General features: G+C 52.6%; 26 protein-coding genes and 1 pseudogene. 4 read left to right on the forward strand and 23 right to left on the reverse strand.

Annotation, left to right across the window (positions count from 1 at the left end):
- From Q0R57_RS12845 to Q0R57_RS12855, 3 genes are all read right to left on the reverse strand, one after another.
- A partial coding sequence (locus Q0R57_RS12845; protein ID WP_294748401.1) for an MFS transporter occupies positions 1 to 721 on the reverse strand: 721 nt, incomplete at its 3' end.
- 111 nt (positions 722 to 832) lie between these two features.
- A complete protein-coding gene (locus Q0R57_RS12850; protein ID WP_294748403.1) occupies positions 833 to 1,582 on the reverse strand; it encodes an exodeoxyribonuclease III in 750 nt (249 codons plus the stop codon).
- Positions 1,583 to 1,671: 89 nt separating this feature from the next.
- The gene (locus Q0R57_RS12855; RefSeq protein WP_294748406.1) at positions 1,672 to 2,598 is read right to left on the reverse strand and encodes a TraB/GumN family protein; all 927 of its coding nucleotides are present in this window, start codon (positions 2,596 to 2,598) and stop codon (positions 1,672 to 1,674) included.
- Between the two features lie 224 nt (positions 2,599 to 2,822).
- On the opposite strand from Q0R57_RS12855, the gene Q0R57_RS12860 reads away from it, so the two are divergent.
- Positions 2,823 to 3,896 (forward strand): hypothetical protein, encoded by a 1,074-nt coding sequence (locus tag Q0R57_RS12860; RefSeq protein WP_294748409.1) that lies wholly within the window; start codon positions 2,823 to 2,825, stop codon positions 3,894 to 3,896.
- 77 nt (positions 3,897 to 3,973) lie between these two features.
- Here the strand turns inward: Q0R57_RS12860 and ribH are convergent, their stop codons facing one another.
- The gene (gene ribH, locus Q0R57_RS12865) at positions 3,974 to 4,450 is read right to left on the reverse strand and encodes a 6,7-dimethyl-8-ribityllumazine synthase (RefSeq protein ID WP_294748412.1); all 477 of its coding nucleotides are present in this window, start codon (positions 4,448 to 4,450) and stop codon (positions 3,974 to 3,976) included.
- The gene (locus tag Q0R57_RS12870; RefSeq protein ID WP_294748415.1) at positions 4,450 to 5,136 is read right to left on the reverse strand and encodes a tetratricopeptide repeat protein; all 687 of its coding nucleotides are present in this window, start codon (positions 5,134 to 5,136) and stop codon (positions 4,450 to 4,452) included. Before Q0R57_RS12870 ends, ribH begins: the two co-directional genes overlap by 1 nt.
- A gap of 131 nt (positions 5,137 to 5,267) precedes the next feature.
- On the opposite strand from Q0R57_RS12870, the gene recF reads away from it, so the two are divergent.
- Both recF and Q0R57_RS12880 read left to right on the forward strand, forming a co-directional pair.
- Complete coding sequence (gene recF, locus Q0R57_RS12875; protein WP_294748418.1) at positions 5,268 to 6,494, forward strand: DNA replication and repair protein RecF; 1,227 nt, start codon at positions 5,268 to 5,270, stop codon at positions 6,492 to 6,494.
- Positions 6,487 to 6,777 (forward strand): DUF721 domain-containing protein, encoded by a 291-nt coding sequence (locus Q0R57_RS12880; protein ID WP_294748421.1) that lies wholly within the window; start codon positions 6,487 to 6,489, stop codon positions 6,775 to 6,777. Before recF ends, Q0R57_RS12880 begins: the two co-directional genes overlap by 8 nt.
- On the opposite strand, the gene Q0R57_RS12885 is transcribed toward Q0R57_RS12880, so the two are convergent.
- The 10 genes and pseudogenes from Q0R57_RS12885 to dnaN form a co-directional block, all read right to left on the reverse strand.
- Positions 6,774 to 8,477: a S41 family peptidase gene (locus Q0R57_RS12885; RefSeq protein ID WP_294748424.1), complete on the reverse strand. Its 1,704-nt coding sequence runs from the start codon at positions 8,475 to 8,477 to the stop codon at positions 6,774 to 6,776. The two genes, Q0R57_RS12880 and Q0R57_RS12885, sit on opposite strands and share 4 nt — an antisense overlap.
- Positions 8,478 to 8,508: 31 nt before the next feature.
- Positions 8,509 to 8,934: a dCMP deaminase family protein gene (locus Q0R57_RS12890; RefSeq protein ID WP_294748427.1), complete on the reverse strand. Its 426-nt coding sequence runs from the start codon at positions 8,932 to 8,934 to the stop codon at positions 8,509 to 8,511.
- A gap of 55 nt (positions 8,935 to 8,989) precedes the next feature.
- Positions 8,990 to 11,050, reverse strand: coding sequence for a M3 family metallopeptidase (locus tag Q0R57_RS12895; RefSeq protein ID WP_294748430.1), 2,061 nt, complete (start codon positions 11,048 to 11,050; stop codon positions 8,990 to 8,992).
- 152 nt (positions 11,051 to 11,202) lie between these two features.
- Positions 11,203 to 11,613: pseudogene (locus Q0R57_RS12900) on the reverse strand (MgtC/SapB family protein); the annotation flags it as partial.
- A 38-nt stretch (positions 11,614 to 11,651) separates the two neighbouring features.
- The gene (locus Q0R57_RS12905) at positions 11,652 to 13,337 is read right to left on the reverse strand and encodes a tetratricopeptide repeat-containing serine protease family protein (protein ID WP_294748433.1); all 1,686 of its coding nucleotides are present in this window, start codon (positions 13,335 to 13,337) and stop codon (positions 11,652 to 11,654) included.
- Positions 13,338 to 13,440: 103 nt separating this feature from the next.
- Positions 13,441 to 15,099 (reverse strand): DNA repair protein RecN, encoded by a 1,659-nt coding sequence (recN, locus tag Q0R57_RS12910; protein ID WP_294748436.1) that lies wholly within the window; start codon positions 15,097 to 15,099, stop codon positions 13,441 to 13,443.
- 18 nt (positions 15,100 to 15,117) lie between these two features.
- Positions 15,118 to 16,026 carry a DUF4835 family protein gene (locus Q0R57_RS12915; RefSeq protein ID WP_294748473.1) on the reverse strand — a complete coding sequence of 303 codons (909 nt, stop codon included), beginning with the start codon at positions 16,024 to 16,026 and terminating at the stop codon, positions 15,118 to 15,120.
- A gap of 40 nt (positions 16,027 to 16,066) precedes the next feature.
- Positions 16,067 to 17,374: a bifunctional phosphopantothenoylcysteine decarboxylase/phosphopantothenate--cysteine ligase CoaBC gene (coaBC, locus tag Q0R57_RS12920; RefSeq protein ID WP_294748476.1), complete on the reverse strand. Its 1,308-nt coding sequence runs from the start codon at positions 17,372 to 17,374 to the stop codon at positions 16,067 to 16,069.
- A gap of 45 nt (positions 17,375 to 17,419) precedes the next feature.
- Entirely contained in the window at positions 17,420 to 18,286 is an 867-nt protein-coding gene (locus Q0R57_RS12925) for a 3'-5' exonuclease (RefSeq protein WP_294748439.1), read from the reverse strand.
- 83 nt (positions 18,287 to 18,369) lie between these two features.
- The gene (gene dnaN, locus Q0R57_RS12930; protein WP_294748442.1) at positions 18,370 to 19,494 is read right to left on the reverse strand and encodes a DNA polymerase III subunit beta; all 1,125 of its coding nucleotides are present in this window, start codon (positions 19,492 to 19,494) and stop codon (positions 18,370 to 18,372) included.
- Positions 19,495 to 19,654: 160 nt separating this feature from the next.
- On the opposite strand from dnaN, the gene Q0R57_RS12935 reads away from it, so the two are divergent.
- Positions 19,655 to 20,062: a DUF3127 domain-containing protein gene (locus tag Q0R57_RS12935; RefSeq protein ID WP_294748446.1), complete on the forward strand. Its 408-nt coding sequence runs from the start codon at positions 19,655 to 19,657 to the stop codon at positions 20,060 to 20,062.
- 82 nt (positions 20,063 to 20,144) lie between these two features.
- On the opposite strand, the gene Q0R57_RS12940 is transcribed toward Q0R57_RS12935, so the two are convergent.
- The 8 genes from Q0R57_RS12940 to Q0R57_RS12975 form a co-directional block, all read right to left on the reverse strand.
- Positions 20,145 to 21,017 (reverse strand): DUF4886 domain-containing protein, encoded by an 873-nt coding sequence (locus tag Q0R57_RS12940; protein WP_294748449.1) that lies wholly within the window; start codon positions 21,015 to 21,017, stop codon positions 20,145 to 20,147.
- Between the two features lie 41 nt (positions 21,018 to 21,058).
- Positions 21,059 to 21,841: an ADP-ribosylglycohydrolase family protein gene (locus Q0R57_RS12945; protein WP_294748453.1), complete on the reverse strand. Its 783-nt coding sequence runs from the start codon at positions 21,839 to 21,841 to the stop codon at positions 21,059 to 21,061.
- Between the two features lie 2 nt (positions 21,842 to 21,843).
- Positions 21,844 to 22,569 (reverse strand): DUF2461 domain-containing protein, encoded by a 726-nt coding sequence (locus Q0R57_RS12950; protein ID WP_294748456.1) that lies wholly within the window; start codon positions 22,567 to 22,569, stop codon positions 21,844 to 21,846.
- A 95-nt stretch (positions 22,570 to 22,664) separates the two neighbouring features.
- Positions 22,665 to 23,930, reverse strand: a complete 1,266-nt coding sequence (gene ftsZ, locus Q0R57_RS12955) for a cell division protein FtsZ (RefSeq protein ID WP_294748459.1) — start codon at positions 23,928 to 23,930, stop codon at positions 22,665 to 22,667.
- A gap of 30 nt (positions 23,931 to 23,960) precedes the next feature.
- Positions 23,961 to 24,539 carry a hypothetical protein gene (locus tag Q0R57_RS12960; protein ID WP_294748462.1) on the reverse strand — a complete coding sequence of 193 codons (579 nt, stop codon included), beginning with the start codon at positions 24,537 to 24,539 and terminating at the stop codon, positions 23,961 to 23,963.
- A gap of 74 nt (positions 24,540 to 24,613) precedes the next feature.
- Complete coding sequence (locus tag Q0R57_RS12965; protein WP_294748464.1) at positions 24,614 to 25,588, reverse strand: DnaB-like helicase C-terminal domain-containing protein; 975 nt, start codon at positions 25,586 to 25,588, stop codon at positions 24,614 to 24,616.
- 63 nt (positions 25,589 to 25,651) lie between these two features.
- Positions 25,652 to 25,852: a hypothetical protein gene (locus Q0R57_RS12970; protein WP_294748467.1), complete on the reverse strand. Its 201-nt coding sequence runs from the start codon at positions 25,850 to 25,852 to the stop codon at positions 25,652 to 25,654.
- Positions 25,853 to 25,855: 3 nt separating this feature from the next.
- Positions 25,856 to 26,080 (reverse strand): hypothetical protein, encoded by a 225-nt coding sequence (locus Q0R57_RS12975; protein WP_294748470.1) that lies wholly within the window; start codon positions 26,078 to 26,080, stop codon positions 25,856 to 25,858.
- Between the last annotated feature and the right edge of the window lie 143 nt (positions 26,081 to 26,223).

A 26,223-nucleotide genomic window follows, 5' to 3' on the forward strand; every position in this document is an offset into this window, starting at 1 on the left:
CGTAGTTGAAGATGACGTTCGTGCCGCACCACTGCTGGAACACGGCAATCACCAGTCCCAGCACCAGCACCCGCGCATAGCGCCCTTTCATCAGCTCTTTCAGTCCTTCTTCTTGCTTATTAACTTTCAACTTTCCGCTTTCAACTTTCAACTTTTTAAACACGGGGCTCTCAGGTATAAACAAGCTCATCACCAAGAACAGCGCCGCAGGCAGCGTTTCGGCCCAGAACATCCAGCGCCAGCCCCAGGCCACGTTCCACGCCTGCTCCGCCACCACGCTGGTGTCGCGGGCCAGCAGCATGTTGACTATCTGCGCCGCCAGGATGCCCAGCACTATCGTCATCTGGTTCAGGCTCACCAGTCGTCCGCGGATGTTCGCAGGACTCACCTCAGCGATATACATCGGCGACAGGGCCGAGGCCACGCCGATGCCTATGCCACCCACAAAACGGGCTATATTAAACAGGGTGAAGTCATTAAACAGACCCGTACCCACGGCACTCACCGTAAACAGCACCGCAGCCGTCGTCAGCAGCGGCTTACGCCCCCACCTGTCAGCAGCGGCACCAGCCACCATCGCTCCCACCAGACAGCCCACCAGGGCCGTCGACATAGCCACACCCTGCATCACAGGCGAGTCCGTGATGCCGAAATAAAGCTCATAGAAGGGTTTCGCGCCGCCTATCACCACCCAGTCGTAGCCAAACAGCAGTCCACCCATCGCCGATACGGCGCAAATAAAATATAAAAAACTCTTACTCACTCGTTTTTTTACCTTTTTACTTTTTCACCTTCAGTCTATCCTCTTTCCACTTTCCACTTTCCTCTTTCCTCACTTAAGAACAAGTTCCACCGGACAATGGTCCGAGCCCATAATCTCCGTATGAATATTCGCATCCACGATACGTTCACGCAGACGATCCGAGGTGACAAAATAGTCGATACGCCACCCCGCGTTCTTCTGTCGCGCCTGGAAGCGGTACGACCACCACGAGTACGTCACCTGCTCAGGATATTTCCATCGGAAGGTGTCTGTAAAGCCGCTGGCCAGCAGGTCGCTGAACTTCTGGCGCTCCTCGTCCGTAAAGCCCGCGTTCATGCGGTTCGACTTCGGGTTCTTCAGGTCTATCTCCTCATGAGCCACGTTCAGGTCGCCACACAGTATCACGGGCTTCTGCGCGTCCAGTCCCTTCAGGTAATTGCGGAAGTCATCCTCCCACGACATTCTGTACTCCAGCCGCTTCAGGCCGTCCTGCGAGTTGGGCGTATAACAGCACACCAAGAAGAAGTCCGCCATCTCCAGCGTCACCACCCTGCCCTCATGGTCGTGCAGGTCTATGCCTATGCCATAGGTCACGTTCAGCGGCTTGTGCTTCGTGAAGATGGCCGTACCGCTATAGCCTTTCTTCTCGGCATAGTTCCAGTACGACTCATAGCCCTCGAACTGCAGGTCCAGCTGTCCCTCCTGCATCTTTGTCTCCTGCAGACAGAAGAAGTCCGCATCCAACTCACGGAATATATCGCTGAAGCCCTTGCCCTCGCAAGCCCTCAGTCCGTTTACGTTCCAAGAAATCAGTCTCATCAGTCAGTTTCCCTTATGTCTTCGTTCATGCCACAAAAGTAATCTATTTATTCCGATTCTCCAAATATTTTGAAAAAAAACGTTCTTTTTCACCATTTCAACTGTTCCACTTTATAGCCTGCATCGCGGAGCATTCGGACGACACCGTCCGGACCAGTCAGGTGGCCGGCGCCGAAGACAAAGAGTGTGGGCATCTCCTTGATGGCTTCGATGATGATAGGCACCCACTTCTTGTTGCGCTCGGCATAGAGGGCAGGGCTTGCCTCGTTCTCAGGCTTCATGAAACGCTCAAAGCCTTCGTAGTCGCCCGCAGACCAATAGTCGCCCATATTCTGCTCCCCCTCAAAATATTTCAGTATTTTCTGTCGGCGCTCGTCGAAGTTGTTGAGGAGTGCCATGAGCGAATCGGCCTGCTCGTCGATGGGCGTCATTGTCTCTTTGATTTTTGCCTGTTCTTCAGGCGTTATTTGCTGGTCGAGATTGCCGACTTTCCATCCGCGGGCTTTGGCCCTTTTTATACAGGCCCCATCCATCATGTTGCCGTTACGCATGGCAGGGTATTTCTGTAAGGCCTCAACCTGAATCATCATATTGAGTGAGAATGTAAAAAGGAAAGGCTGATAGTGCAGGTAATCTTTTGCTGCTGAATCGGCCAGATCGACGTGGCACGTCTCCTTCATCCTTTTCTGCAGAATAGACATATTCTCTTCACCCAAGATGTCGGAGATGATTTTGCCGTCGGGCAGTGCCATCAACTGTTGGCCTGCGGATTGTCTTTCCTTTTTGTTTTGCTGGTCGGTAACGTCTGTCTCCACGAACAACTGCTGACATTGGTTCTCGGCTGCCAGAAAGGCTGGGATGCTGTCGAGCAGGTCGCCGGATAGTACATGCATCGAGCCTAAGATGTAAGAAGGTTTTTCCAGCCTGCCACCGCTGATACGGAACATGAGCTGGGCGTTGGTTGTCACGATAGCTGCCATGAAAAGCAGTGGAGTTAAGATAAGTTTCTTGTTCATAGTTTGTTTATTTTTTGTCTTTACCTTTAGTATCTGTGTATTCTATACTGTTGTCTTTGACATATCGTCTGCCGTATTACAAAATTGTGCGCAAAGTTAATCATTTTCCACAAATTACAGGCTACTTGCCTTCTTAAATAAAGTGAAGAATACTATCTTGGCCTCATTAAATGAAGGAAGAAAGATTTTTTTTTGTAATTTTGCAGTCTAAATCTGAAAAGGATATGAAGAAAAGAATCTGGATGATGAGCTGTGCCGTGGCTCTGCTGACAGCAGGATGCACAGGCAGACAGGCCGTGAGGGGCACGCTGGAGCAGCAGGAGGCCGAGGCGATGCCTACGAACGTAGCGCAGGCCCTGGAGCAGGCGACGAAGGTGAGCATGCACTCGGTGATGTACGACTCGGTGAACAGCATCAGCGTGTGGGGACTGGACAAGGCAGACCAGACACCCACAGAGGGCTTCGGCATGATGGTGATGAAAGGGGGGAAGAAGACAACGCTGCCCACCATACGCAACACTAGGGAGCCACTGGCTCGCTACGACGCAAAGACGGGCGACCTGTGGATTACCAGCAGCGAGATGGAGGGCACTGGGGTGCAAGTGGAACGACTATACAAGGTGAGATTCCGCGACGACAGCACGGCCTACATAGCAGCGCAGATAGCCCCCTACGACGTGCAGCAGGCGCTGGCACCACGACTGAGCTACACCACCGACGAACAGTTGCTGACACTCTATGCCGACGGAGAGCAGATAGCCACCATTAAGGACCAGATGACGGACAGCATGGGGGGATTTGACGACGAGAGCGCGGTGTGGATAGGCGAACAGCTGATGTTCGACATCGGCGGCGAGAGTCCGAAGGTAATCGTGGTGCCTGGGGTGAAATACACCACAGGACTGGTGCTGAACTACGAGCAGATGCCCACGCTGACGACGACGCTGACGCTGGCTGACGACGGCACCGTGAGTGCTGGCGACATCAAGAAGCTGTACCTGCCCTACGTGGGCTCATACGTCGATGTGGAGAACAACGAGCCCTGCCTGGACATTACCTACAGACGACAGGACGGCAAGTATAACGTGGATATGAGCCTGTTTCGCATGACGACCTTCCTGGACGACGGCATCGGCACAGTCAGCGACGTAGGACTGGACTATACGGCGACTGACGGCGAGGGACTGCCCATTGGCGGACGCATCATCCTGCAGGGCGACACGCTGACGGTGACCTTCACCGACTCGCAATGGGACAGGATAAGAAAAGGACAGAAGGTGAGCTTCGTAAAACAGTAAGCCCACGCATAACGACACAAAAAAAGAGGTCTCGGCACAACGCTGAGACCTCTTTATATTTAATTAGGTGTGTTCACTTAGAACTTAGCCATTTTGATGGCTACAATGGCACACTCATCGCCCTTGTTGCCATACTTGCCGCCAGCACGGTCCTTAGCCTGCTGCATGTCGTTGGTGGTAAGGAGACCATAGACCACAGGGATATTGCTGGTGACGTTGAGACGGGCGATGCCGGCTGTGACGCCTTGGCAGATATAATCGAAGTGGGGAGTCTCGCCACGAATGACGCAGCCCAGGATGATGACGGCATCGTAGCCGTCGTTGAGGGTCATCTGACGGGCACCGTAGATGAGCTCGAACGAGCCCGGAACGGTCTTCACATGGATATTCTCGGGCAGAGCACCATGCTTCTCAAGTGTGGCGACGCAGCCTTCCAAGAGGGCACCCGTAATCTCAGGGTTCCACTCGGCCACGACGATGCCGAAAATCATGTTCGACGCATCGGGAACGGCGTTGAAGTCGTAGTCACTCAGATTATGAAGAGCAGTAGCCATTACTTCACGCGCTCGATGTAGTTATCGATGGTGTTGTAGCGCTGCCAGTCGGTGTACTTAGCCTTGATGCGCTCGTAGAGTTCCAGAGCCTCTGCCTTCTTGCCCTGACTCTCAAGAATCTCACCAGCCTGAATCAGGAACTGGGGAGAGAGGGCGTTGTTGTCGGCCTTATCAGCAGCCTTGATGAGGGTAGCAACAGCCTCGTCGAGCTGACCCAGAGAAGCCTTCACATTACCCAGGGCACCCAGAGCGGCAGGAGATACCATCTCGTCGTCCTTAGCGTCGTACTGCTCCAGATAGCTGGCAGCCTCCTGCAGGTTGCCCAGACGAGCATAGCAGATACCAGCATAGAGCTTGGCAATGTTGACCACATCACCAGAGCCGTCCTGCTCGATGATGGTGAGGAAACCAGCATTGATGCTGTCGCCATTGAGGGCCTTCTGGAACAACACAGAGTCGTTGCCCATCACGGCGCTGGCGAAGTATTCCTGTGCCTTAGCCATATCAGTGCTGGCTGTGGTGAACTTCTCGTTGCTGCAGTTCTTTACGAAGAAGCCTACTGCGATACCAACGATAAGGGCCACGATGCCACCAATGATTACGTTCTTGTACTTGAGGACGAGTGCCTCGTGCTTGTTCTGCTCGCTAAAGTTAGGAGCAGCATTTTTGTTGTTTAATTCTGCCATTATACTTTTTGTTTTTAGATTCGTATATTAATTGCGGGCGCAAAATTACAGAAAATATTGCACATAGTGAAATTTATTGCCGACTTTTTTTGTTTTTAAGCCTTAAAAGCAGTAATTTTGCACCAAAATATATGAGATTAGAGCGTCTTTCCATCATTAACTATAAGAATATCAGGGAGGCAACACTGGAGTTGTCGCCTAAAATCAACTGCTTCATAGGTCACAACGGAGCAGGCAAGACCAACGTGCTCGACGCCGTGTACTTCCTGTCGTTCTGTCACTCGGCTCAAACCACACAGGACTCGCTCGCCATTCGGCATAACGAGGAGTTCTTTATGCTCGAAGGGGTATATGAGGATTTTGTCATTTCTTGTGGGATGAAAAGAGGGTCGAAGAAGGTGTTTAAGCGTGACAAGAAGGCGTATCAGCGACTGTCGGAACATATTGGACTGATACCCATCGTGCTGATAGCGCCTGCCGACTCGTACCTAATTGAGGGCAGCAGCGAGGAGCGACGCAGACTGATGGATGTGGTCATCGCACAGCTGGACCGCACCTATATAGAGGCGCTGAACCGCTATAACAAAGCGCTGATGCAGCGCAACGCCATGCTGAAGAACGAAGACCAGGAGCCCGACCCAGACATCCTGGCGCTGTGGGAGGAGCAGATGGCGCGCGAGGGCGAGCTGATCTACGCCAAACGTAAGGACTTCGTGGAAAGCCTCATACCTCTGTTTCAACAGTTCTACCAAACCATCTCTGGCGGCCACGAAGAGGTGTCGCTGAGCTATACGTCACACTGTCAGCGCGGACCGCTGCTGGAGGTTATCCAGCGCGACCGCTTCAAGGACCGCGCCGTGGGCTACTCTCTGCACGGCATCCATCGTGACGACCTGGAGATCACCATCGACGGACACCCCATGCGGCGCGAGGGCAGTCAGGGTCAGCAGAAGACCTTCGTCATCGCTCTGAAGTTGGCACAGTATCATATATTAAGTGGAAAGTGGAAGGCTGCGAGTAAGCGAGAGCAGAGCCCGCTCGGTTATACCGCTTGCTACCGAAGGGACGCAAGAAATTGTTTGAGCTATGCCGAGCGAGAGCAGACTAGACTGAAGGTCAAAGAGGAAAGTGGAAAGAGAATAGACGATGACGAAAGAATGCCTATCCTTTTGCTTGACGACATTTTCGACAAGTTGGATGCGCAGCGAGTGGAGCAGATTGTGAAGTTAGTGGCCAGCGACCAGTTTGGGCAGATCTTTATTACTGACACCAACCGCGAACACATAGACCAGATACTGAAGCACGGCGATTTTGACTACAAGCTTTATCAGGTAAAAGACGGAGAGATATATGTTTAAGAGACGGGAACAAGCCATACACGACCTGATACTGCGTAACCTGCGCGCTCAGGGACTGGAGACGCCGCTACTGCAGAAGCGACTCATAGAGGCGTGGCCCGTAGTGGCTGGCGAGGCCATTGCCCGCTATACCACCGAGGTGAGCATACGCAACCAGACGCTCTTCGTCAGACTGCGGGTACCAGCGCTGAGGGCCGACCTGAGCATGCGCCGACAGGAGTTTGTGGACCTGTTAAACAAATATGTCGGCAACCAGGTGATTGCCGACATAAGATTCTGTTAAGCGCGAGCTATGACTGAATAGGATCGGTGAACAGACCGATAGTCGTAGGTCATAGACACTTTCTTTTGTTTCTTATCAATCAAATCAGGAGACTTGGGGAAGGCCTCATCGGCCTTGAAGATACGCAGAGTCTCCTTGATGGCGGGGTCGTCCTCGTTGAGATACTGCAACCACGCCTCCTCGCTCAGCATGTTATAGATGACACGACTGTAGATATACTGCTCCAGCAAACGGCGCGACTTCTGAATCATGAGGTTGCGACGCTTCAGACCGTGCTTGTCGGCATACTGCGCAAACTGCTCCACCAGATTCTGCTTCTTGATATATTTCAGCAGCGACGCCTCATCGTCGTACTCCTTCAGTTTGTCGCGGTTCTGGTCGGTATAGTCGTAGCCAAACTGCAGAATGAGTCCTGAGAGCGATGCCTCCTTATAATAAGAGGTATAGTCGGTGGTGTCCTCAGGCACGAAGATATCGGGGGTGATGCCGCCTCCGCCATAGACCACACGACCATTGCCAGTATGATACTCAGGACCCTCGTGCTTGATGCTGTCCTGCGAGAAGAACTCACCATGCTGATAGCGTGCCAGCAGGTCTTCCTCGTAGTCCTTGTTCATACCGTTGGTGTAGGGCTTTTGGATGCAGCGGCCCGACGGTGTGTAGTAGCGGGCGATGGTGAGACGCATCATAGAACCGTCGCCAAACTCCACAGGCTTCTGAACCAAGCCCTTGCCAAAGGAACGGCGTCCGATGATGGTGCCGCGATCGTTGTCCTGGATGGCGCCAGAAAGAATCTCGCTGGCAGAGGCTGAGCCCTCGTCGATGAGGACCACCAACGGCATCTTCTGATAGCTGCCGCGACCATCGCTGCGGAACTCCTCACGGGGTGAGCGACGACCCTCGGTATAGACTATCAACATGTTCTTAGGCAGAAACTCGTTGGCAATCTGCACAGCCGACTGCAGATAGCCGCCAGTGTTGCCGCGCAGGTCGATGGTGAGCTGATGGAAGCCCTCCTGGGCCAACTGAGCCAGTGCCACCAGCACCTCGTAGTAGGTGTTCTCGCCAAAGTTCTTGATCTTGATATAACCCGTCTCGTCATCGAGCATATAGGCAGCGGTGACACTCTTCATAGGAATCTCACCACGCGTCACAGTGACATAGCGCAGATCGCTCTCGCCATAGCGCAGGATGCCCAGCTTCACTTTGGTGCCCTGAGGACCCTTCAGGCGATGCATAGCCTCCTCGTTGGTCAGGCTCTTACCAGTAAACATCGAGTCGTCAACGGTGACAATCTTATCGCCAGCCAGCACGCCAGCCTGCTCGGCAGGACCCTCGCTGATGACGTTCTGCACACGCAGGGTGTCGTGACGAATCACAAACTCGATACCCACACCCGAGAACGAGCCGCGCAGGTCGTCATTGGCGGTCTGCACATCCTTCGCCGAGATATAGGTGGAATGCGGGTCAAGCTCTGCCAGAATCTGGGGCATAGCCTGCTCCACCAGGTCGGCCATATCGATGGTATCGACATACTGGTCGTCAATGATATAGAGCAGGTTATTCAGTTTGTTGCTGCCCGAATTGATGATGCTCAGCCTGTTGCCCGAAAAGTGATGGGCATAGAACGTGCCGATGGCGATACCAATCACCACAGCCAGCGCCAACCATAAGGGTGATAATCTATTTTTGTTACTCATCGCTCAACTTTCAATTTTCAACTTTCACCTTTCAACTTTCAACTTCCATAAAAACCACTTCGATGCCAGCACGCTCCAGCAGTTTGATGCCGTCGTCGAGGCGGTATTTCTCGCCATAGACCACACGTTTGATGCCTGACTGGATGATGAGCTTGGCACACTCGATACAGGGCGAGGCGGTGATATAGATGGTGGCACCGTCGCTGTTGTTGTTACTCCGCGCCAACTTCGTGATGGCGTTGGCCTCAGCATGCAGCACGTAGGGCTTCGACACGTTGTTCTCGTCCTCGCACACATTCTCGAAACCTGTAGGCGTGCCGTTGTAGCCGTCGCTGATAATCATCTTGTCCTTGACCACCAGCGCACCAACCTGACGGCGCACGCAGTATGAGTTCTCGGCCCAGATGCGGGCCATGCGCAGATAGCGACTATCGAGCTTTTGTTGTTTCTCGTTCATATAGCGACGGTTTTATTTTTTACTTTTTTACCTTTCACCCTTCACCTTTCACCCTTCACCTTTCACCCTTCTTTATCCCGTTTCTCTTCAGCAGGGCATCGATGGTAGGCTCGCCACCACGGAAGCGCTTATAGAGCACCATCGGGTTCTCTGTACCTCCCTTTGAGAGTACTTCATCACGAAAACGCTGAGCCGTCTGCTGATTAAAGATACCTTCCTTCTTGAATACTGAGAAGGCGTCGGCATCGAGCACCTCGGCCCACTTATAACTATAGTAGCCTGCAGCATAACCGCCTGCCATGATATGCGAGAACTGCACCGTCATACAGGTGTCGGGCAGCTGTTTGCCCAAGATGGCTTTCTTCCACGCCTTCTTCTCGAAGGGGATGATGTCGTCAGTAAACTCATCCTTCTTGGTGTAGTAGGCCATATCGAGCAGACCAAACGACACCTGGCGCAGGCAACCTGTTGCCGCCATGAAGTTGCGACTCTTCACAATGCGGCGGATGAGTTCGTCAGGCAGGGGCTCGCCCGTCTGATAGTGGAAGGCAAAGGTGCGCAGGAACTCCTTCTCCACGGAGTAGTTCTCCATGAACTGCGAGGGCAGCTCCACAAAGTCCCACCACACATTGGTACCACTGAGACTCTCGAAACGGGTGTTGGCAAACATGCCGTGCAGCGAGTGACCAAACTCGTGGAGGAAGGTCTCCACCTCGCCCAGCGTCAGCAGCGAAGGCTTCTCTGCCGTAGGCTTCGTGAGGTTCATCACCACAGAAACATGGGGACGCACATTCACGCCCTGCCTGTCGATATACTGTCCCTGATACTGGGTCATCCATGCCCCACCCTGCTTACCCTTGCGGGGGTGGAAGTCGGCATAGAACACAGCCAGGAATGAGCCGTCCTTGTCGAACACCTCGTAGGCCTTCACATCAGGGTGATAAACGGGTATGTCCTTGTTCTCCTTGAAGGTAATGCCATAGAGCTTGTTGGCCAGTCCGAAGACACCGTCGATAACCTTGTCCAACTGGAAGTAAGGACGCAGCATCTCAGCATCAAGGTTGTATTTCTTCAACTGAAGCTTGTGCGTATAAAAGGCCGAGTCCCATTGCTTTATTTCGCCTGTCTTCGACATCTTCTTCAATTCCTCCTTCTCCTTGAGTGCCGTAGGCTTATAAGCATCCACCAAGTCGTTGAGCAGCTTGTAAACGTTCTTCACATTGCCTGCCATACGGTGCTTCAACTTATAGTCGGCAAAGGTCTTGAAGCCCAACAGCTGGGCTATCTCACGACGCAGGTTGATAAGGCGTTTGCATATCTCAAGATTGTTGAAGTCGTTGTCGTGAATACACTCGGTGTTCTTCGCCATATACATCTGCTGGCGAAGGTCGCGCTGCGTGCTGTAGGTCATAAACGGCACATACGAGGGATAGTCGAGAGTAAACACCCACCCATCCTGCTCACGCTGGCGAGCCTCTTCGGCAGCAGCCTCGATGGCACTCTGGGGCAGTCCGTCCAACTGCTTCTCATCTGTGATATGCAGGGTGAAGGCTTTGTTCTCCTTGAGCAGGTTCTGCGAGAACTGCAGCGACAGGACGCTGGCCTCCTCGGTGAGTTGGCGCAACTTCTTCTTGCCTGCCTTGTCGAGCAGGGCACCACTACGCACAAAACCGTCGTAGCAGTTGTTGAGCAGCATCCGCTCCTCAGGTGTCAGCTTGCGGTGGTGACGATGCACATACTTGATACGCTCAAACAGCTTCTCGTTCAGTCGTACGTCATTGGCATGCTGCGTCAGTATGGGCTGCATCTTCTGAGCCAGAGCGTCCATCTCGTCGTTGGTCTCAGCACTCAGCAGGTTAAAAAACACCGTCGACACACGGTCCAGCAGGTCGTAATAACCATCAGGCTCATCCTCCTTACTGATAATAGTATTGTCGAAGGTGGGCTTCTCGGGGTTGTTGATAGTCTTCTCTATCTGCTCGTTGTCACGACGGATGCCCTCCATGAAGGCTTCCTCATAGTCCTCCAGACGGATACGGTCGAAAGGTGCCGTATCGTGAGGCGTATTATAAGGTTCAAAAAAGGGATTTCTCCGCTTCTCTATCTGTTCATTCATTGCTCTATATTACTTTCTGCGTGCAAAAGTACAAATTTTTCATGAATAAACGTCATTATTGAGATTTTTTTGCAGTCTGCAGGTCTTTTTTATGGTTGCTTCTCGTCAGCATCATACTCTCGATGCCAGTGTTTGAACACACGGTGATGCAGGAAGTTCATCGCCTCGAGACAAACCAGCACCATCACTGTAGCCGCCACAGCCACATCATACATCTCAACACCTGCAGCCATTCCGATGGCAGAGGTGACCCACAGGCCAGCAGCAGTAGTGAGACCCTTCACCACATTCTTCTGGAAGATGATGGTACCTGCACCAATGAAGCCGATGCCGCTGACCACCTGCGCCGCCATACGGGCTGGGTCGCGCTGGATGATAACGCCAGGCTGACCCTCAAAGCCGTCGAAGCCGTGCATAGACAGCACCATGAACAACGCGGAGCCGAGACCCACAAGGAAATGGGTGCGGAAGCCTGCCTCCTTGGAACGATACTCGCGTTCTAAACCAATGGCACCTCCTAAGAGGGCGCCTATGAAAATGGGTAAGATGTATTGCCAACTCATAATTGAAAGGTGAAGGGTGAAGGGTGAAGGGAGGATGGTTATTTGGAGTATTTCTCTATGAGGTCGTCGGCCTGGGCATCACCCAGCTCCTTGGCCTTCTGAAGGTTCTTCACACCTTCGGCCTTCTCGCCCTTGAGACACTGTGCCAAACCCATAAACAGATAGCCGTCGCTATGATCGGGAGCCAGCTGGATGCAGATCTTCGCCGTCTCGATAGCGTCGTCGAAATAGCCCACACGCACCAGCAGCGCGGCCTTCTCAGAGTAATAGAGGTCAGACTGGGGCGTCATGGTGATAGCTTTCTCGATATCGTTCAAGGCTTGCTGGTACAGACGACCTTCGACCTCGGCACGATAGCGCATATAATAGAAGTTGGAGTTGACCTGTGCCGCCATCAGCGACTCGTAGTCGTTGAGGTCGGTGACGGCCTGACGATAGCAACCCATATCCATCAGCAGCTGGGCACGACCCAGCAGATAGGGTGCTGCCTCCTTGAGATAAGGCTTATTGAACTGCGCCACACAACTGTCCATCAGCGCCAGCTGGGCGGTGGTGTCTTTTAGTTGCTGCTTACACAGCGAGGCGGTATAGAACAGCTCGGCAGAACGCAGCGACGACGAGAACAGACTCTCGTAGATGTCATAGGCCTCGTCGTAGTTCTTCTGCATATAACGCACGGCAGCCTGCTGCTGACGATAGACGGGCAGCGGGTTCTGACGATAGGCCTCGCCAGCCTCGTCGAAAGCACGGTCGAAGGTCCACGCGTCGTAGGGCTCCTCGGGCAGGAACACCACCTTCTGAAGCATCAGTCGCGAATAGGCGTAGTGCACCTCGTCAGGATGCTCTGCCACCTTCAGCGCCTTCTGCATGTCGCGGTCGGCATCGGCAAAACGCAAGCCATCAGCCAACAGCTGGGCACGATAGGTGTAGCCGTCAGGATGATTGGGGAACTTCTGGATAAAGTCCTCGATGAGCTGCACATAAGACAGCGAGTCCTGCGACTGACCACCCATATAGAGGGTGAGCAGGGCCTGGTCCACATCGTCGGGGAGGGCTTTCTTGATGGCTATAGAACGTAAGGTGGGGTCGTTGATGCTCAGGCCGTTGAGCTTCAGACTGTCAGCAAAGACGGCACTCACGGCATAGCTCTGCGTGGCGTCGCCACCAGGCTGCTGCATCAGTCCTACCACCTGCCCTTGCTCGTTCATCAGGGGCGCACCCACCATCTGGTCTGTCATCTTCAGCGTCAACGTATAGTAGGCATAGTCGCCACTAAAGGTCTCGGCCTTAGTCACCTCACCCTGTACCGTTTTCTGGTCGAGATAGGGCAACAACCACGCCTTCTCGTCGACAGCGAGCTTGGTGGTGGAGACAGTCAGGGGCTGCGTCTTACTCTTCGTCACGCGGAACTTTGCCACATCATAGGTCTCGTTGGCACCAAGGATATACTCCACAGGCAACTCCTTGCCGCCAGCATCAATGACCACAGCACGCTGGGCACCCTTGAAGGGAGCAAAGCTGCTGAGCACCACACCGTCGTTGGTGACGTAGAAGCCACAGGCGCTGCCCAGCAATGTACCATCAGCATTGAAGGTCTTCACCATCACCACCGACTTCGAGGCTTTCTTCACCCACGAGGGCTGGGCCGATAAAGGTAAAAAGGCAAAAAGGTAAAAAACACCTATTACCAACCTTAAAACCCTTCCAGACAATATCTTTCTCATATCGTGAATTTCCTTTTTTTCTTTATTTACTATTCTCCCTTCACCTTTCACCCTTCACCTTTCACCCTTCACCTTTCACCCTTCACCTTTCACCCTTCACCTTTCACCTTCTCAAAAGTTCCTTGGCATTCTGGATGGCCGCCTCCGTCACATCACTACCACTGAGCATCTGGGCAATCTCCCCTACTCGCTCGTCGTCAGTCAACATCTGCATGTGACTGGTAGTACCTTGTGGCGTCTCCTCCTTGTACACTTTATAATGTGTAGTGCCCAGGGCGGCAATCTGCGGCAGGTGGGTGATGCTGATGACCTGTCGTTCGTTGCGACCCATCTCAGCCATCATCTGCGCCATCTGCTCGGCAATCTTTCCGCTGACGCCAGTATCTATCTCGTCGAAGATGATCGTAGGCAACTTCACCGTACCACTAATCATCGCCTTCAGCGACAGCATCACACGGGCTATCTCACCACCCGAGGCCACCTGCGACACAGGTTGCAAGGGGGTAGAGGTGTTGGCGCTGAACAGGAACGACACGTTATCCTGACCATCACGACTGAGCGGCGACGACTCGATGACAATTTGGAAGCGCACATGAGGCATCCCCAGCGGTACCAGGCGACTCTGCATCTGTTGCTCTATGGTCTTGGCAGCCTGCTTTCGCATCTTCGTCAGCACGTCGGCCTTAGCCTGCGCCTCCTTCATGGCGGCGGCAGCCTGTCGCTCCAACTCGGCCAGCGCCTCGTCGCTATTCTCAATGTTCGAGAGCTTGCGACCCAGGTCCTGCTGCAGGGCTATCAGCTCGTCCACGCTCTCCACCTTATATTTCTTCTCTAAGTCGTAGATCTTGTCAAGACGGGCATTCACGCTATCGAGCTCAGCAGGGTCGAAGTCCACATCTTCCAAAGCGCCGCTGACCTCACTGGCCACATCCTTCAGCTCAATATAACAGCTGTTAAGACGCTCTGCCAACTCAGCCACATCGGGATAAACGCGCTCGATGCCCTGCAAGGCGGAGGTAGCCTTCTTCAGACTGCCCACGATGCTGCGTTCATCACCCTGAAGGGCGTTCTCAGCTTCATAGAGGGCTGTCTTGATATCCTCGCTGTGGGTCATCGTCTCGCTACGCTGCTCCAGCTCTTCCTGTTCGCCTTCCACGAGTTTGGCGTTGGTCAGCTCCTCATACTGGAACTGCAGGAAGTCCTGTGCCTGTCGTCCTTGTTCTATCTCCTGGCGCACGCGTTCCTCTTCTTTCTTCAGGTCGTGATAGCGCACGAAAGCCTGCTGGTAGTCGTCCAGCTCCTTGGTGTCCTGCGCTATGACATCGACCACATTCAGCTGGAAGTCCTGCTTGTTCAACAGCAGGTTCTGGTGCTGCGAGTGCACATCAACCAGACGCTCACCCAACTCCTTGAGCATCGTCAGCGCCACAGGGGTGTCGTTGATAAACGCACGGCTCTTGCCTGCTGACGTCAGCTCACGACGGATGATGGTGTCGTTGGCGTCAAACTCGATATCGTTTTCCTCGAAAAACGGCTGCATGCCGTAGCGCGACAGGTCGAAATGGGCCTCGATGACACATTTCTCCGTACCCATCTTCACCGTCTTCGAGTCGGCACGCTGTCCCAGCAGCAGTCCTATGGCGCCCAGGATGATGCTCTTACCAGCACCTGTCTCACCTGTCATCACAGAGAAGCCGCTGCGAAACTCCATATCGAGCTCGTCAATCAGCGCATAGTTCCTAATATATAGTTGCCTAAGCATATAAGTTCTTTCTTCACTTTATTGTCTGATCTTGTCCCACGAAGAGCTCTGCGAGGCGCTGATGCCCATGAGCAACTCATAGACCGATTCCTTTTCCTTCTGTGTACCTTTACCCTTGTAGATATTCGCCAGCTCGTCCTTCTTATAGTCCAGCCATATCTGCGGCAACAGACTCAGGGGCTTGTCGTCATGGGCCTGCTTCAACTGCGTCTCGAGGGCTGTCGTCACGTTAGTGCGACCACGCTCCACGTTCTGCGCCATCTCGTCAAGTCCATTGCGGTAGTAGTCGTACTGCAACTGACGGAACGGCTTCATGGCCTCGTCGAGATAGTCGTTGACGATGGCGAAGCGGTTGCGTGAGTCCTCAAACGACTTCCATCCTACGAAGTCCAGCTGCTGGGCGTTGTTCACCAGGTTCATGCAACGCTGCAGCACATCGGTACCACCCATCGGCGAGAAGCTGTCGAGGTCGAGGCCGATAATCAGATAGGCATAGTAGGCACAGAGCGCCACCAGCTGGTTGTCTATCATATCCTCGTTGAAGTTCAGCTGGTCGAACTCGGCAAAGTCGAAGTCGAAGTTTTTGTCCCTGTTGTTATACAGGGTGGTGTTGTAGGCCGAGTTATACACAGGACGGCTGGCCTGTATCAGGGCATTACACGTAAAACGGTTGCTGCCAGCATCGTACTTCGACACGGTGATGTTAAACGTGCACTGGATACGCTCGTTCTCCTGAAACTGCAGGGCTGTCCACTGTTGCTCGTTGATAAAGCGCTCCAGCGTCTCCTTCAGGTTCTCAAACACCGACTTGTCCGTGCCTTGCACCTGCTGACTGTTGATATTGATCTTCGCCTGCAGCTCCTGTGCCCCAGCGGTTAAAGGTAAAAAGGTAAAAAGGATAACAGATACAAGACCTATTATTCTCATTCGTGGATCTATTATTCCAATTCGTTTCATAAATCTCATTCTATTCTCTTTCCACTTTCCTCTTTCCACTTTCCACCAGTCTACTGAGTTCATTCACAATATCACGAGCCACCTCGCTCTTGGGTTTCTTGTCGTAGTCCTTCTGTCCCTCACGCGAGATGATCGAGATCTGGTTCTCGTCGCTCTTGAAACAGGTGCCTTCGTTGCGCAGACTGTTCAGCACGATGAAGTCCAGGTTCTTCTTCTCCAGCTTATGCTGGGCGTTCTGCTCCTCGTCGTTGGTTTCCAGGGCAAAGCCTACCATCACCTGACCCTCACGTTTCATACGTCCCAGCTCGGCGGCAATGTCAGGGTTAGGCACCAAACTCAGTGTCATCACATCCTCCCCTCCTTTTTGGGAGGGGTCGGGGGTAGGCTTCTCCCTCTTGATCTTCTCGCTGGCCACCTCCGCAGGACGGAAGTCGGCTACAGCGGCACAGAGAATGGCGGCATCCATCTCAGGAAAAGCCTTCACGGCAGCGTCGTACATCTCCTGACAGCTCTCCACGTCGATTCTTCGAATCAGTTGAGAATTCTTGGACGAGCCAAGCGGCGAAGCCGAGCGAAGAATTGAGAGTTGAGAGTTGACGGGTCCTGCTATCAGCGTGACCTCAGCACCGCGGCGTGCACACTCCTCAGCCAGCGCGAAACCCATCTTACCACTTGAGTAGTTGCCAATGAATCGCACGGGGTCTATCTTCTCGTAGGTGGGGCCGGCAGTAATCAGTATCTTCTTACCAGCCAACTTGCGATTCGCATCTGCCTGCTCGCCGAGTGCCTTCTCGAGATACTCAACGATGCGTTCCGGCTCCTCCATCCTACCCTTGCCTTCCAGACCAGAAGCTAAGAATCCGCTCTGCGGTTCAATGATGATATTGCCGAAACTCTTTAGACGTTCCATATTCTGCTGAGTGGTGGGATGGGCATACATATCCAAGTCCATCGCTGGCGCAATGAATACTGGAGCCTTCATCGACAAATACGTGGTAATCAACATATTATCAGCAATACCATAAGCCATCTTACCCAGTGTCGAAGCGGTACAGGGAGCTATCAGCATGGCGTCAGCCCAGAGGCCCAGCGCCACATGCGAGTGCCACGTGCCGTCACGCTGTGAGAAGAAGTCGCTGATGACAGGCTTCTGCGTCAGCGCCGACAGCGTGATGGGGGTTATAAACTCCTTACCAGCAGGCGTGATAACCACCTGCACCTCAGCGCCGCGCTTCACCAGCTCGCGGATTATCAGGCACGACTTATAGGCTGCTATCGAGCCCGTTATTCCCAGTACTATTTTCTTTCCCTTCAGCATACTCATGCGTTAGCAAATTTCACCTTTCACCCTTCACCTTTCACCTTACTTCTGTGCTTCGCGCAGACGAATCCTCGTCAGCACCTGCTTGGTGTTATAGGTAAAGTCACCAGCCAGAATCCAGGCATAGTAACCAGGATCGAAGCGCAGCACCTCAGCCACCGTCTTTCCCTTGTGCTTACCAAAGTTGAAGTACTCCGTCATCACAGGATTGCCCTCGGCATCTACGATGGTGTTACCCTTGGCGTCCTTCGCCTCACCCCATACGATGCGGCCTGCGAAGTCCACGTTATTGTTGGCCTTCGAGAACTGCGCCAGACAGTCCATATCGTTCTGCAGCACACGACCCTCTGGGTCTTCGCCCAGCTCGCGCTGCTTCTCCTCGGTATAGTAGTCCAGCTGTCCCATCAGCACCCTGTAGGTAGCCTCCGTATCCTGGTCGGCACGGTGGGCCTCGAAGTCCTCCTCCATCTTCCTACCGCAGTAGAACTTATAGGCCGAGGCCAGGTTGCGGCGCTCCATCTTCCTGAAGATGGTGCAGGCGTCGATGAGTCGGCACTTCGAGAAGTCGAAGTCGATGCCGGCCCTCAGGAACTCCTCTGCCAACAGGGGGATGTCGAAGTTGTTCGAGTTAAAGCCAGCAAAGTCGCAACCCATAAACTTCTCGGCCAGCGTCTTTGCCAGCTGCTTGAAGGTGGGTTTGTCCTTCACGTCCTCGTTAGAGATGCCTGTCAACTGTGTGATGATAGGCAGTATCTCGCACTCGGGGTTTATCAGGTGGTCGCCACGCTCTTCCTTACCGTCGGGTGTCACCTTAATATATGATATCTGTATGATTCGGTCCTTGACCAAATCAAGACCGGTCGTCTCCAAATCGAAGACGACCAGTGGCTTATTTAAATTCAGTTTCATGAACTTTCAACTTTCAACTTTCAACTTTCAACTTTCACGTTTCACCTTTCACGTTTCACCTTTCACGTTTCACCTTTCACCTCTTAGTCATTAATCAGCATCGGCATCATCAGCATCAGCACATCCTGACCCTCAGGCTGCTCTGAGGGCAGCACCAAGCCAGCGCGGCTGGGGTCAGCCAACTGGATGTTCACCTGCTCGCACTCGAAGTTGCTCAGTATCTCGATGAACGACGAGCCCTTGAAGCCAATGCTCATCGGCATACCGTTATATTCGCACGACATCTTCTCAGTAGCGGTCTTCGAGAAGTCGTAGTCCTCAGCATCCAGCTGCAGCGTGCCGTTCTCCACATGGAAGCGAATCAGGTTGCTCGAGTCGTTAGAGAAAGGCTGCACGCGACGCAGGGCTGCCAGCAGTCCCAGACGGTCCACCGTCAACTGGTTGGGGTTGCTCTGCGGAATCACGGAGTTATAGTTGGGATAGCGACCCTCGATCAGACGGCAGATGATGGTGCCCTCCTCGAAGTTGATCTCGGCGTTGCGCTCGTCGAAGCGGATCACCACGTCACCACCCTGCTTGCCCAGCACGTTCTTCAGCAGTGTGGCGGGCTTCTTTGGCAGGATAAAGGCGGCAGGCTGCTCGCTCTTGATGTTCAGCACCTTGTTGCGCACCAGCTTATGACCGTCGCTGGCCACCACAGCCAGATAGTCAGGTGTCAGGTCGAAGTAGATGCCGTTCATCACGGGGCGCAGCTCGTCCTGAGCCGTTGCAAACAGCGAGCGGTTGATATTCTCGGCCAGCAGGGGCGTAGCAATGTTGATGGTGTTAGCACCCTCGCCCACCTGCTGCGGCTGTGGGAACTCGTCAGCGTTCTCCACGGGCAGCGAGAACATACCATTCTGGTAACTGATCTTGGCAATGTTGCCACTCTGGTCCACGTCGAAGGTGATAGGCTGCTCGCTGATGCCCTTCACGGCCTCCAGCAGGTCGTGGTTACCCACGCAGAAACGGCCATCGCCGTCAGTCTCAGTCAGCTCGAGCGATGTTTTCATCATCACCTCGCTGTCTGATGCCGTCAGATTCAGGCGTCCTTCTACCACTTCGAACAGGAAGTCACCCAGTATGGGCAACGAGTTCTTACTATTGATTACTCTCGACAGAGCTGTCAGCCGACTGCTCAATGCTGTGCTTGATACGGTAAATCTCATATTATAAATATTGTTTGTTATTTTCGTTTTGAGCCACAAAAATACGAAAAAAGTGTGTTATAAGCAAAATATTTGCGAAAAAATTGCTTGTTTTCAAACTATTTTAGTAATTTCGCCAGCGATTTGACAAAAATACAAACAATAATAACATTTCATCAACATGGATTTAACAGGAAAAGTCATTGCCATTCTTCAGGCAAACAGTGGAGTGTCTGCGCGCACAGGCAACCCTTGGATGAGTCAGGAATACGTCATTGAGGTGCCAGGTCAGTACCCCCGTAAGATGCTCTTCCGCATCTTCGGCGAAGACCGCATCAAGCAGTTCAATATTCAGGCCGGTGAGGAGATCACCGTTCAGTTCGACATCGACGCTCACGAGTACAACGGTCGCTGGTTCAACGAGATCCGCGCCTACAACATCCTCCGCGGCCAGGTGGCTGGCGCCGTTCCCGCTGCCACACCCTTCGCTCCCGCTCAGGATGCCGCTCCTCAGGCTGCCGCAGCTCCCTTCCCCCCTGCTCAGGAGCCTGCTCCTGGTGAGGCCCCAGCCGATGACCTCCCCTTCTAAGAATGACACAAACAAACAAAAATGCATCAGTTCCCTGATGCATTTTTTTATCCCTTCACCTTTCACCCTTCACCCTTCACCCTTAAATAGGCGTTACCGTCGTCGGAGCCATCACCGCCGCATGTGCAGCCCGCTGTGCTATCGTCGCCAGTCCCTGCGCCATACCCTTGGGTCGGAACTTCATTCCCACCACGCTCTTGCCTGTCATCACCTCAAACCACGTGCACGCCACGATATATCGTCCTATCGTGTAGTTCAGGTGGTAGCCGTCACGTGTCAGCTCGCGGTTCACCGCATTATCGTTGGTCTTCGTGGTGGCCAACAGCGAGGTGCGCGCGTTCTGAATAGCCGTTCCCGAGGGCACATAGAATGTCAGGTCGCCCTTGTGATACTGCATCGCCAGCTTCACTGCCGTCGTGATGCTCTGATACATCATATATTGGTTGTTGTTATAGCGTGCAAAACCCTTGTGCTCCGAGTCCTGCGCATAGGCCCACGTCTGGTGGAAGCCCAGCCTCACCGAGTCCGTCGCCAGCGCCGTCACGTAACCTATCATCAGACTCAGCCCAGGCTCGTAGCTGGCAGGCTGACCCGACTCCTGACTCACCTGCTGCAGGGTTATCACGTCCCACGGCTCGTCAGTGATGATGCCCTTCAGCGTGTATTTCCCCATGTTCGTCTTCTCGCCGTCCACCACCTTTCTATATTCCGTGTCGGCGGCCCTGTTCCTCGCGTCGTTCCAGTGTCCTGCCAGACTCCATCCGCCGCGATACGCATTACCGATGATCATCTCCACGCCAGCCTCCTGACCCAGTTCCCATAGATACTGCTCCACAGCATCCTCCGAAAACGAGTTACCAATGGCCAGCACCTTCAGCGTGTCCTTCTTCTCCTGTGCGCCTGCCGTCACCGCCATCAGCGCAAATAGCAAAAACAAATATATCCTTTTCATCATTTCACCTTTCACCTTTCACTTTTCACTTTTCACCTTTCACCTTATTCAAATTTTACCAAAATTTGACGCAGGTCTTCCGTCAAAATCTCATAGCACTTTTCTGCCATTTCCCCTGGAATGGGATACACACACGCTGCGATAGCCCCAGCCATAGCGCCGATGGTGTCAGAGTCGCCACCTAATGAGACAGCCAGACGAATCACCTCCTCAAACGAGTTGCCCTCAAGGAAGGCGATGATAGCCTCTGGCACACTACCCTGACACGACACGTCGAAGTGATAGCTTGGACGAATCTCCGCCGTCGTCCTGTCCAGGTCGTAGCCAAACGTCTGCTCCACATACGCCTTGATCTCCTGCTTCGACTTGCCCTCTTTCGCCAGAAACACACTCGTGGCAATGGCCTGCGCGCCCTTCACCCCCTCAGGGTGATTATGACTCACCGACGCTGTAATCTCTGCCAGCGCCAGCGCCTCGTCCAGCGTCTTCGCATACAGCCCCACAGGACTCACCCTCATGCCAGCCCCGTTGCCCCAGCTGTTATATGGCTGAGGGTTCTCCTCCCAGAGCCATCCCAGGAATCGTCCGCCGTAGCCCGCATCCTCATGCCTTCGTCCCAGCTCCTGCATACAGGCCGTCAGCCCCTCTGCAGTATGCCGTTTATCTTCCGTCAGCCATTTCGCCACAGCCAGCGTCATCACCGAGTCATCCGTAAACCTGCTACCTTTCGGAAACAGCTCAAAGTCCGTCGTCTTCACGTTCCGGAACTCATACACCGACCCGATAATATCGCCCACCACGGCACCTAACATCTTTATCTTTTCCATAACTATTCGTAATCGTCAATCACGCTGTTCATCATGTCCATCATAGGTTTGGCGGCACGCAGCATGGGCTCGATGGCGTCCAGCCAGTCGTTGCCCTGATAGAAGTCGTCAGCCACCTGATGCCAGCAGCAGTAGTCCTTCTGGCGCAGATAGTCCACGTAAGGCCAGTCGCGAGGGAAGCCCGCGGGACAGGTCTTCAGACGCTCCAGTCCGAAGCCCTGCGGCTGGTCCCAGCTCGACACGTCCGTGGGCGTTGTAAAGCTCTTGGGCTCAGGATTACCAAAGTATTTCAGAAACGCCTCACTCCTCACACAGCGCAGCCACTCCTCCGTATTCGCCATGATCTCATTGCGACACGAGGTCAGGATGTTGGTGGGCAGCCAGTAGTTGCCGCAGGCCACCATGCAATGTCCAGGCTCCAGGTGCAGGTAGTAGCCCCCGTGCAGCGCCTTCTTGCCATGGGCGGCGATATAGGCGCCCAAGTGGTTCTTGTAGGGCGACTTATCGTTCGAGAATCGCGTGTCGCGATAAAAGCGGTACGTGCAGTCCTTCACCGTCAGGTGCGCTATCGTAGGGTCAAACGAGGCAATCTTCACGATGGCCTGCTGCACCCCCTGTTCAAAGTCCGCCCTGATGGCGTCATACTCCTGTTTATGCTCCAGGTACCACTCCCTGTTATTGTTTTTCGCCAGCTGGCGCAGGTACTTCAGTATTCTTTTTGCGTCCATATCTTCTACTTTAATATCTCTGCAAAATTATGAAGAATTTCTGAGCTGCCCAAATATTTCAATAGAAATATTAAAATAATGTGCGCCAACCCATTTCAATTCTCTCCATCCACAAAAGAATCTAACCATCGTTTCAGTCTCTCCAACAACGTTGGCTCCTTAGGTGTTGGCGCTGGTTCCTCTGGCTGAGGTTCTGGCTCAGGCACAACGGCAGGCTCTGGCTCAGGTGCAGGTTCCACCTCAAAAGACGGCTCCTGATTCTGCCCTATCATATCGCCTATTGTATTAGGAACAGGCTTATAGAGCTGAGGAATCAGTTCCTCGTAATAGGCGTCGTCTTTCTGAGTGACGTTTATCTGTTCCCACTTTTCTTTATCCTCCTCCATGCCTGTAGCCAGAATCGTCACCTTTGCATCCTCACCCAGCGTATTGTCAGTTGCCGTACCCCATATTACGTCGATGTTTGGGTCCAGCTGGTCGAAGAAATCATCAATCTCCTGCAGTTCACGCACAAAGATAGGATGCTCATCGCTGGCATAGATATTAAAGAGGATACGCTTGGCCTTGCCTATGTCGTTGCCATAGATGAGTGGCGAGTCGAGGGCGTTCAGGATGGCCTTCTCCACACGATGCACTCCGCTGGCCCGTCCCATCGCCATGATGGCGCCGCCACCATTTCTCATCGTCGTCTCCACATCGCGGAAGTCACTCTTGATACCACCATCACTGGGCAGCACGATAAGTTCTGAGATACCCCTCACGGCATCCATCAGGATATTGTCGGCCCTGAGGAAAGCCTCCTTCATCGAGATATCCGCGTCGGCATATACGTCACACAGGCGTTCGTTGTTCACTATTAGCAGGGCGTCAACGTTCTGGCGCAGTTTTTCCACACCCTTCAGCGCTTTGATAATTTTCCTTTTCTTCTCAAAATAGAAAGGAATAGTCACCACACCTACCGTCAGCAGCCCCATCTCCTTGGCCACGCCAGCCACCACAGGAGCAGCACCTGTACCTGTGCCACCACCCATACCTGCCGTCACAAACACCATCTTCGTGCCGTCACTCAACAGCTTCTGTATGTCTGACACCGTCGTCTCTGCCTCGCTCTTTCCCATCTCAGGATTACCTCCAGCACCCAGTCCAGAGGGGCCCAGCTGAATCTTGACGGGTACAGGTGAACGCGACAGCGACTGACTATCCGTATTCAGCACGGCATAGGTCACGCCAGGCACCTTGGCCTCGTACATATTCCTGACGGCATTACATCCGCCTCCGCCTACGCCAATCACCTTGATGATGCCTTGCATCTTGTCCTCGATGGGCATCACAAACTGTTTCAGTATCTCATTCTCATCCATATTCACTTTTCATCTTTCAACTTTCAACTCTCAATTTTCAACTCTAATTTCCACAAGTTCTCTTGGCAGCGTAATTACCTTCAGCCTTTCGTACCACACACGTCCTGCAATATGCTTCTGCGTATGACTGCTGATGATGTAGTAGTTCGCCCTGTATTCATCCATCATGTCCAGAAACACCTTCTTGATTCTCGAGCATTTCTCGTTGATGGCGTTGTCCAGTGGGTTCACCAGCTTATCCACACTCTCCTCTATCTTCTCCTTATCCATCCAGCGGGCTGTCTTCATATAGAGGTCCAGCAGCTCCTGCCTATGGTCCGCCAGTCGTTTGAACTCGATACCCTCTGGGTGATTAAGAAACAGCAGATACACCGCCTTGTGCACAGGTTGCAGCTCCACCTCTTTATTATAGTCGGCCAGCACAAACCTATAATCCTCTGTGATGACCAGTCGCGACAGCTTTTCTCGTGCCGCCTCGATGCGCAGCTCCTCTAGCAACGGCACGCCGATAGCCTTTAGCAGCAGGTCTCTCCTGTCTGCCGCCACCAGTTGCTCCGCCAGTCTCTTCAACTCCAGAGCCGCCTCTTCCGCCGTCCACTGCTCATTCATGCCGCAAAAGTACGAATATTTTCCGATACCGCCAAACGCTCACAAGGCTTGCGAAGAAAAAACACGATTTTCAGTTAAAATGGCATAACTTCTTTCAAGTCGAAAGTATCAATCAGACTTTCTACCGCCTTGTTGTCCGTCTTGAAATCCTTCAGTCCGACACGCTTCGAAGCCCATTTTACTGGCCCTTCCTTCAATCTCAACTCACCTGTTTCCTGCTTATAATCAAGGAATACGCTGCCTAAAGGTCTTTGGGCATTCTTCATCACAACGATTTCCATCAGTCCATGCAGGTCCCGCCCTTCTTCATCTTGAAAGATTTGATAGTACTCTGGTCGGTAAACCATCATAATAACATCAGCCAGTTCCTCTATATAACAGGAGTTTGCCAAATCCGCCAGTTGAGGTCGCTTGCCATAGAGTCCTTCCCTTTGATCTACATATCTGTTCATCATCGATCCCACCACGACAGGAATACCAGTCTCATAAGCTAATTGTTTCAGCGCACTCATCACCTTGGCGATTCTCTCTGATGGATTCCTGTCTGTTTTATCAAAAACAATCATCTGCAGACAGTCTATGAAAATTATTTTTATCCCCTTTTCTTTGATGCATTGTCGAGCCGTATCTTCGAGCTCATTAATCGACAAGTTTAAACAGTCATGAATATACAATGGCGCATCAACCAGCGTAGGCGCTTCCTTATCGAGCCTATCCCATTCCAGTTCCTCAAGCCATCCTCTCTGCAAACCCGTTGTATTTATACCACAGTGAATAGACAAAAGCCTGTATATCAAGTCCGACTTCCTATGATTCGTTGAGAACAGCATCACGGGTGCCTTGCTCTCTAAAGTGATGTCCCTTATCATTGACAGCATAAACGTGTCTCTACCCATGGCAGGTCTTGCACCAATCACATACACCTTACCTGCCTCAAAGCCACAAATCAAATCATCTAACAAATAGAATCCGGAAGATAGTCCTGGTATTTCAATATTTACTGCATTCGCCTGCACTTCATGCAGGCAATCCTCCAACACATCTTTCATGTTGCAACTGCTAATATCACTCATTATCTTGTTCCTATTCATAATAGTCTGGTATGGGTGGGTTTATCTCTTCTCGCTATTCATCTTTTTCTTTTTCCCCTCCGCCCACTTTTGGTTGGCTTTCGTCGTAGCCGACAGGCAGTCGATAATCTTCACCTTGTCTTGATCGTCCAAAGAGTCAAACCGCTCCTTCATTTCCAGAACGATGAACTTACCATACCCGTTTTCGTCATGAAGATTCTCAATCAGCTCATCTACGTTCATCGCCTATATCTTCCTGTCCCGTTCCCCAATCCGCTCTTTGAACAGCTGATTAAAGATGGCCTCCTTAAGAGCCTTTTCTTGTTCAACCCACTTGCTCCGATACAAAGTCAACTGTTCCTCTCTGCTTAGCGTTGGCAACATATCCACACATTTCCTTAACTCTTCATCATCCCATCCAGAATAATGAAACTTTTTCACTTGCTTGATAATGTACTCAAAATCTGTCATAATTCTATAATATTAAAAACAAAGGCAAAGATACGCACATTTATCTTTACCACCAAGCCATTTCTCTCCACAAGCCTTGTGAAAATAATAATTCACTACTGTCCCGTTAAAGTGGACTAATCGCTCTTTGAAATAATTGAAAT

Origin of the sequence: uncultured Prevotella sp., from assembly GCF_946407605.1 — a bacterium.
Taxonomy (GTDB): domain Bacteria; phylum Bacteroidota; class Bacteroidia; order Bacteroidales; family Bacteroidaceae; genus Prevotella.

Excerpts from the sequence above, each read along its gene's own strand:
- Q0R57_RS12880 (WP_294748421.1), top strand. The coding sequence starts at position 6,487 with ATGTTTAAGAGACGGGAACAAGCCATACACGACCTGATACTGCGTAAC.
- recF (WP_294748418.1), top strand. The coding sequence starts at position 5,268 with ATGAGATTAGAGCGTCTTTCCATCATTAACTATAAGAATATCAGGGAG.
- Q0R57_RS12965 (WP_294748464.1), bottom strand. The coding sequence starts at position 25,588 with ATGAAAGATGTGTTGGAGGATTGCCTGCATGAAGTGCAGGCGAATGCA.
- Q0R57_RS12915 (WP_294748473.1), bottom strand. The coding sequence starts at position 16,026 with ATGAGAATAATAGGTCTTGTATCTGTTATCCTTTTTACCTTTTTACCT.
- Q0R57_RS12950 (WP_294748456.1), bottom strand. The coding sequence starts at position 22,569 with ATGGACGCAAAAAGAATACTGAAGTACCTGCGCCAGCTGGCGAAAAAC.
- ftsZ (WP_294748459.1), bottom strand. The coding sequence starts at position 23,930 with ATGGATGAGAATGAGATACTGAAACAGTTTGTGATGCCCATCGAGGAC.
- Q0R57_RS12850 (WP_294748403.1), bottom strand. The coding sequence starts at position 1,582 with ATGAGACTGATTTCTTGGAACGTAAACGGACTGAGGGCTTGCGAGGGC.
- recN (WP_294748436.1), bottom strand. The coding sequence starts at position 15,099 with ATGCTTAGGCAACTATATATTAGGAACTATGCGCTGATTGACGAGCTC.
- Q0R57_RS12870 (WP_294748415.1), bottom strand. The coding sequence starts at position 5,136 with ATGGCAGAATTAAACAACAAAAATGCTGCTCCTAACTTTAGCGAGCAG.
- Q0R57_RS12935 (WP_294748446.1), top strand. The coding sequence starts at position 19,655 with ATGGATTTAACAGGAAAAGTCATTGCCATTCTTCAGGCAAACAGTGGA.
- Q0R57_RS12940 (WP_294748449.1), bottom strand. The coding sequence starts at position 21,017 with ATGATGAAAAGGATATATTTGTTTTTGCTATTTGCGCTGATGGCGGTG.
- Q0R57_RS12945 (WP_294748453.1), bottom strand. The coding sequence starts at position 21,841 with ATGGAAAAGATAAAGATGTTAGGTGCCGTGGTGGGCGATATTATCGGG.
- Q0R57_RS12855 (WP_294748406.1), bottom strand. The coding sequence starts at position 2,598 with ATGAACAAGAAACTTATCTTAACTCCACTGCTTTTCATGGCAGCTATC.
- Q0R57_RS12905 (WP_294748433.1), bottom strand. The coding sequence starts at position 13,337 with ATGAGAAAGATATTGTCTGGAAGGGTTTTAAGGTTGGTAATAGGTGTT.
- Q0R57_RS12960 (WP_294748462.1), bottom strand. The coding sequence starts at position 24,539 with ATGAATGAGCAGTGGACGGCGGAAGAGGCGGCTCTGGAGTTGAAGAGA.
- coaBC (WP_294748476.1), bottom strand. The coding sequence starts at position 17,374 with ATGCTGAAGGGAAAGAAAATAGTACTGGGAATAACGGGCTCGATAGCA.
- Q0R57_RS12975 (WP_294748470.1), bottom strand. The coding sequence starts at position 26,080 with ATGACAGATTTTGAGTACATTATCAAGCAAGTGAAAAAGTTTCATTAT.
- Q0R57_RS12890 (WP_294748427.1), bottom strand. The coding sequence starts at position 8,934 with ATGAACGAGAAACAACAAAAGCTCGATAGTCGCTATCTGCGCATGGCC.
- Q0R57_RS12860 (WP_294748409.1), top strand. The coding sequence starts at position 2,823 with ATGAAGAAAAGAATCTGGATGATGAGCTGTGCCGTGGCTCTGCTGACA.
- Q0R57_RS12885 (WP_294748424.1), bottom strand. The coding sequence starts at position 8,477 with ATGAGTAACAAAAATAGATTATCACCCTTATGGTTGGCGCTGGCTGTG.
- Q0R57_RS12895 (WP_294748430.1), bottom strand. The coding sequence starts at position 11,050 with ATGAATGAACAGATAGAGAAGCGGAGAAATCCCTTTTTTGAACCTTAT.
- ribH (WP_294748412.1), bottom strand. The coding sequence starts at position 4,450 with ATGGCTACTGCTCTTCATAATCTGAGTGACTACGACTTCAACGCCGTT.
- Q0R57_RS12925 (WP_294748439.1), bottom strand. The coding sequence starts at position 18,286 with ATGAAACTGAATTTAAATAAGCCACTGGTCGTCTTCGATTTGGAGACG.
- Q0R57_RS12970 (WP_294748467.1), bottom strand. The coding sequence starts at position 25,852 with ATGAACGTAGATGAGCTGATTGAGAATCTTCATGACGAAAACGGGTAT.
- dnaN (WP_294748442.1), bottom strand. The coding sequence starts at position 19,494 with ATGAGATTTACCGTATCAAGCACAGCATTGAGCAGTCGGCTGACAGCT.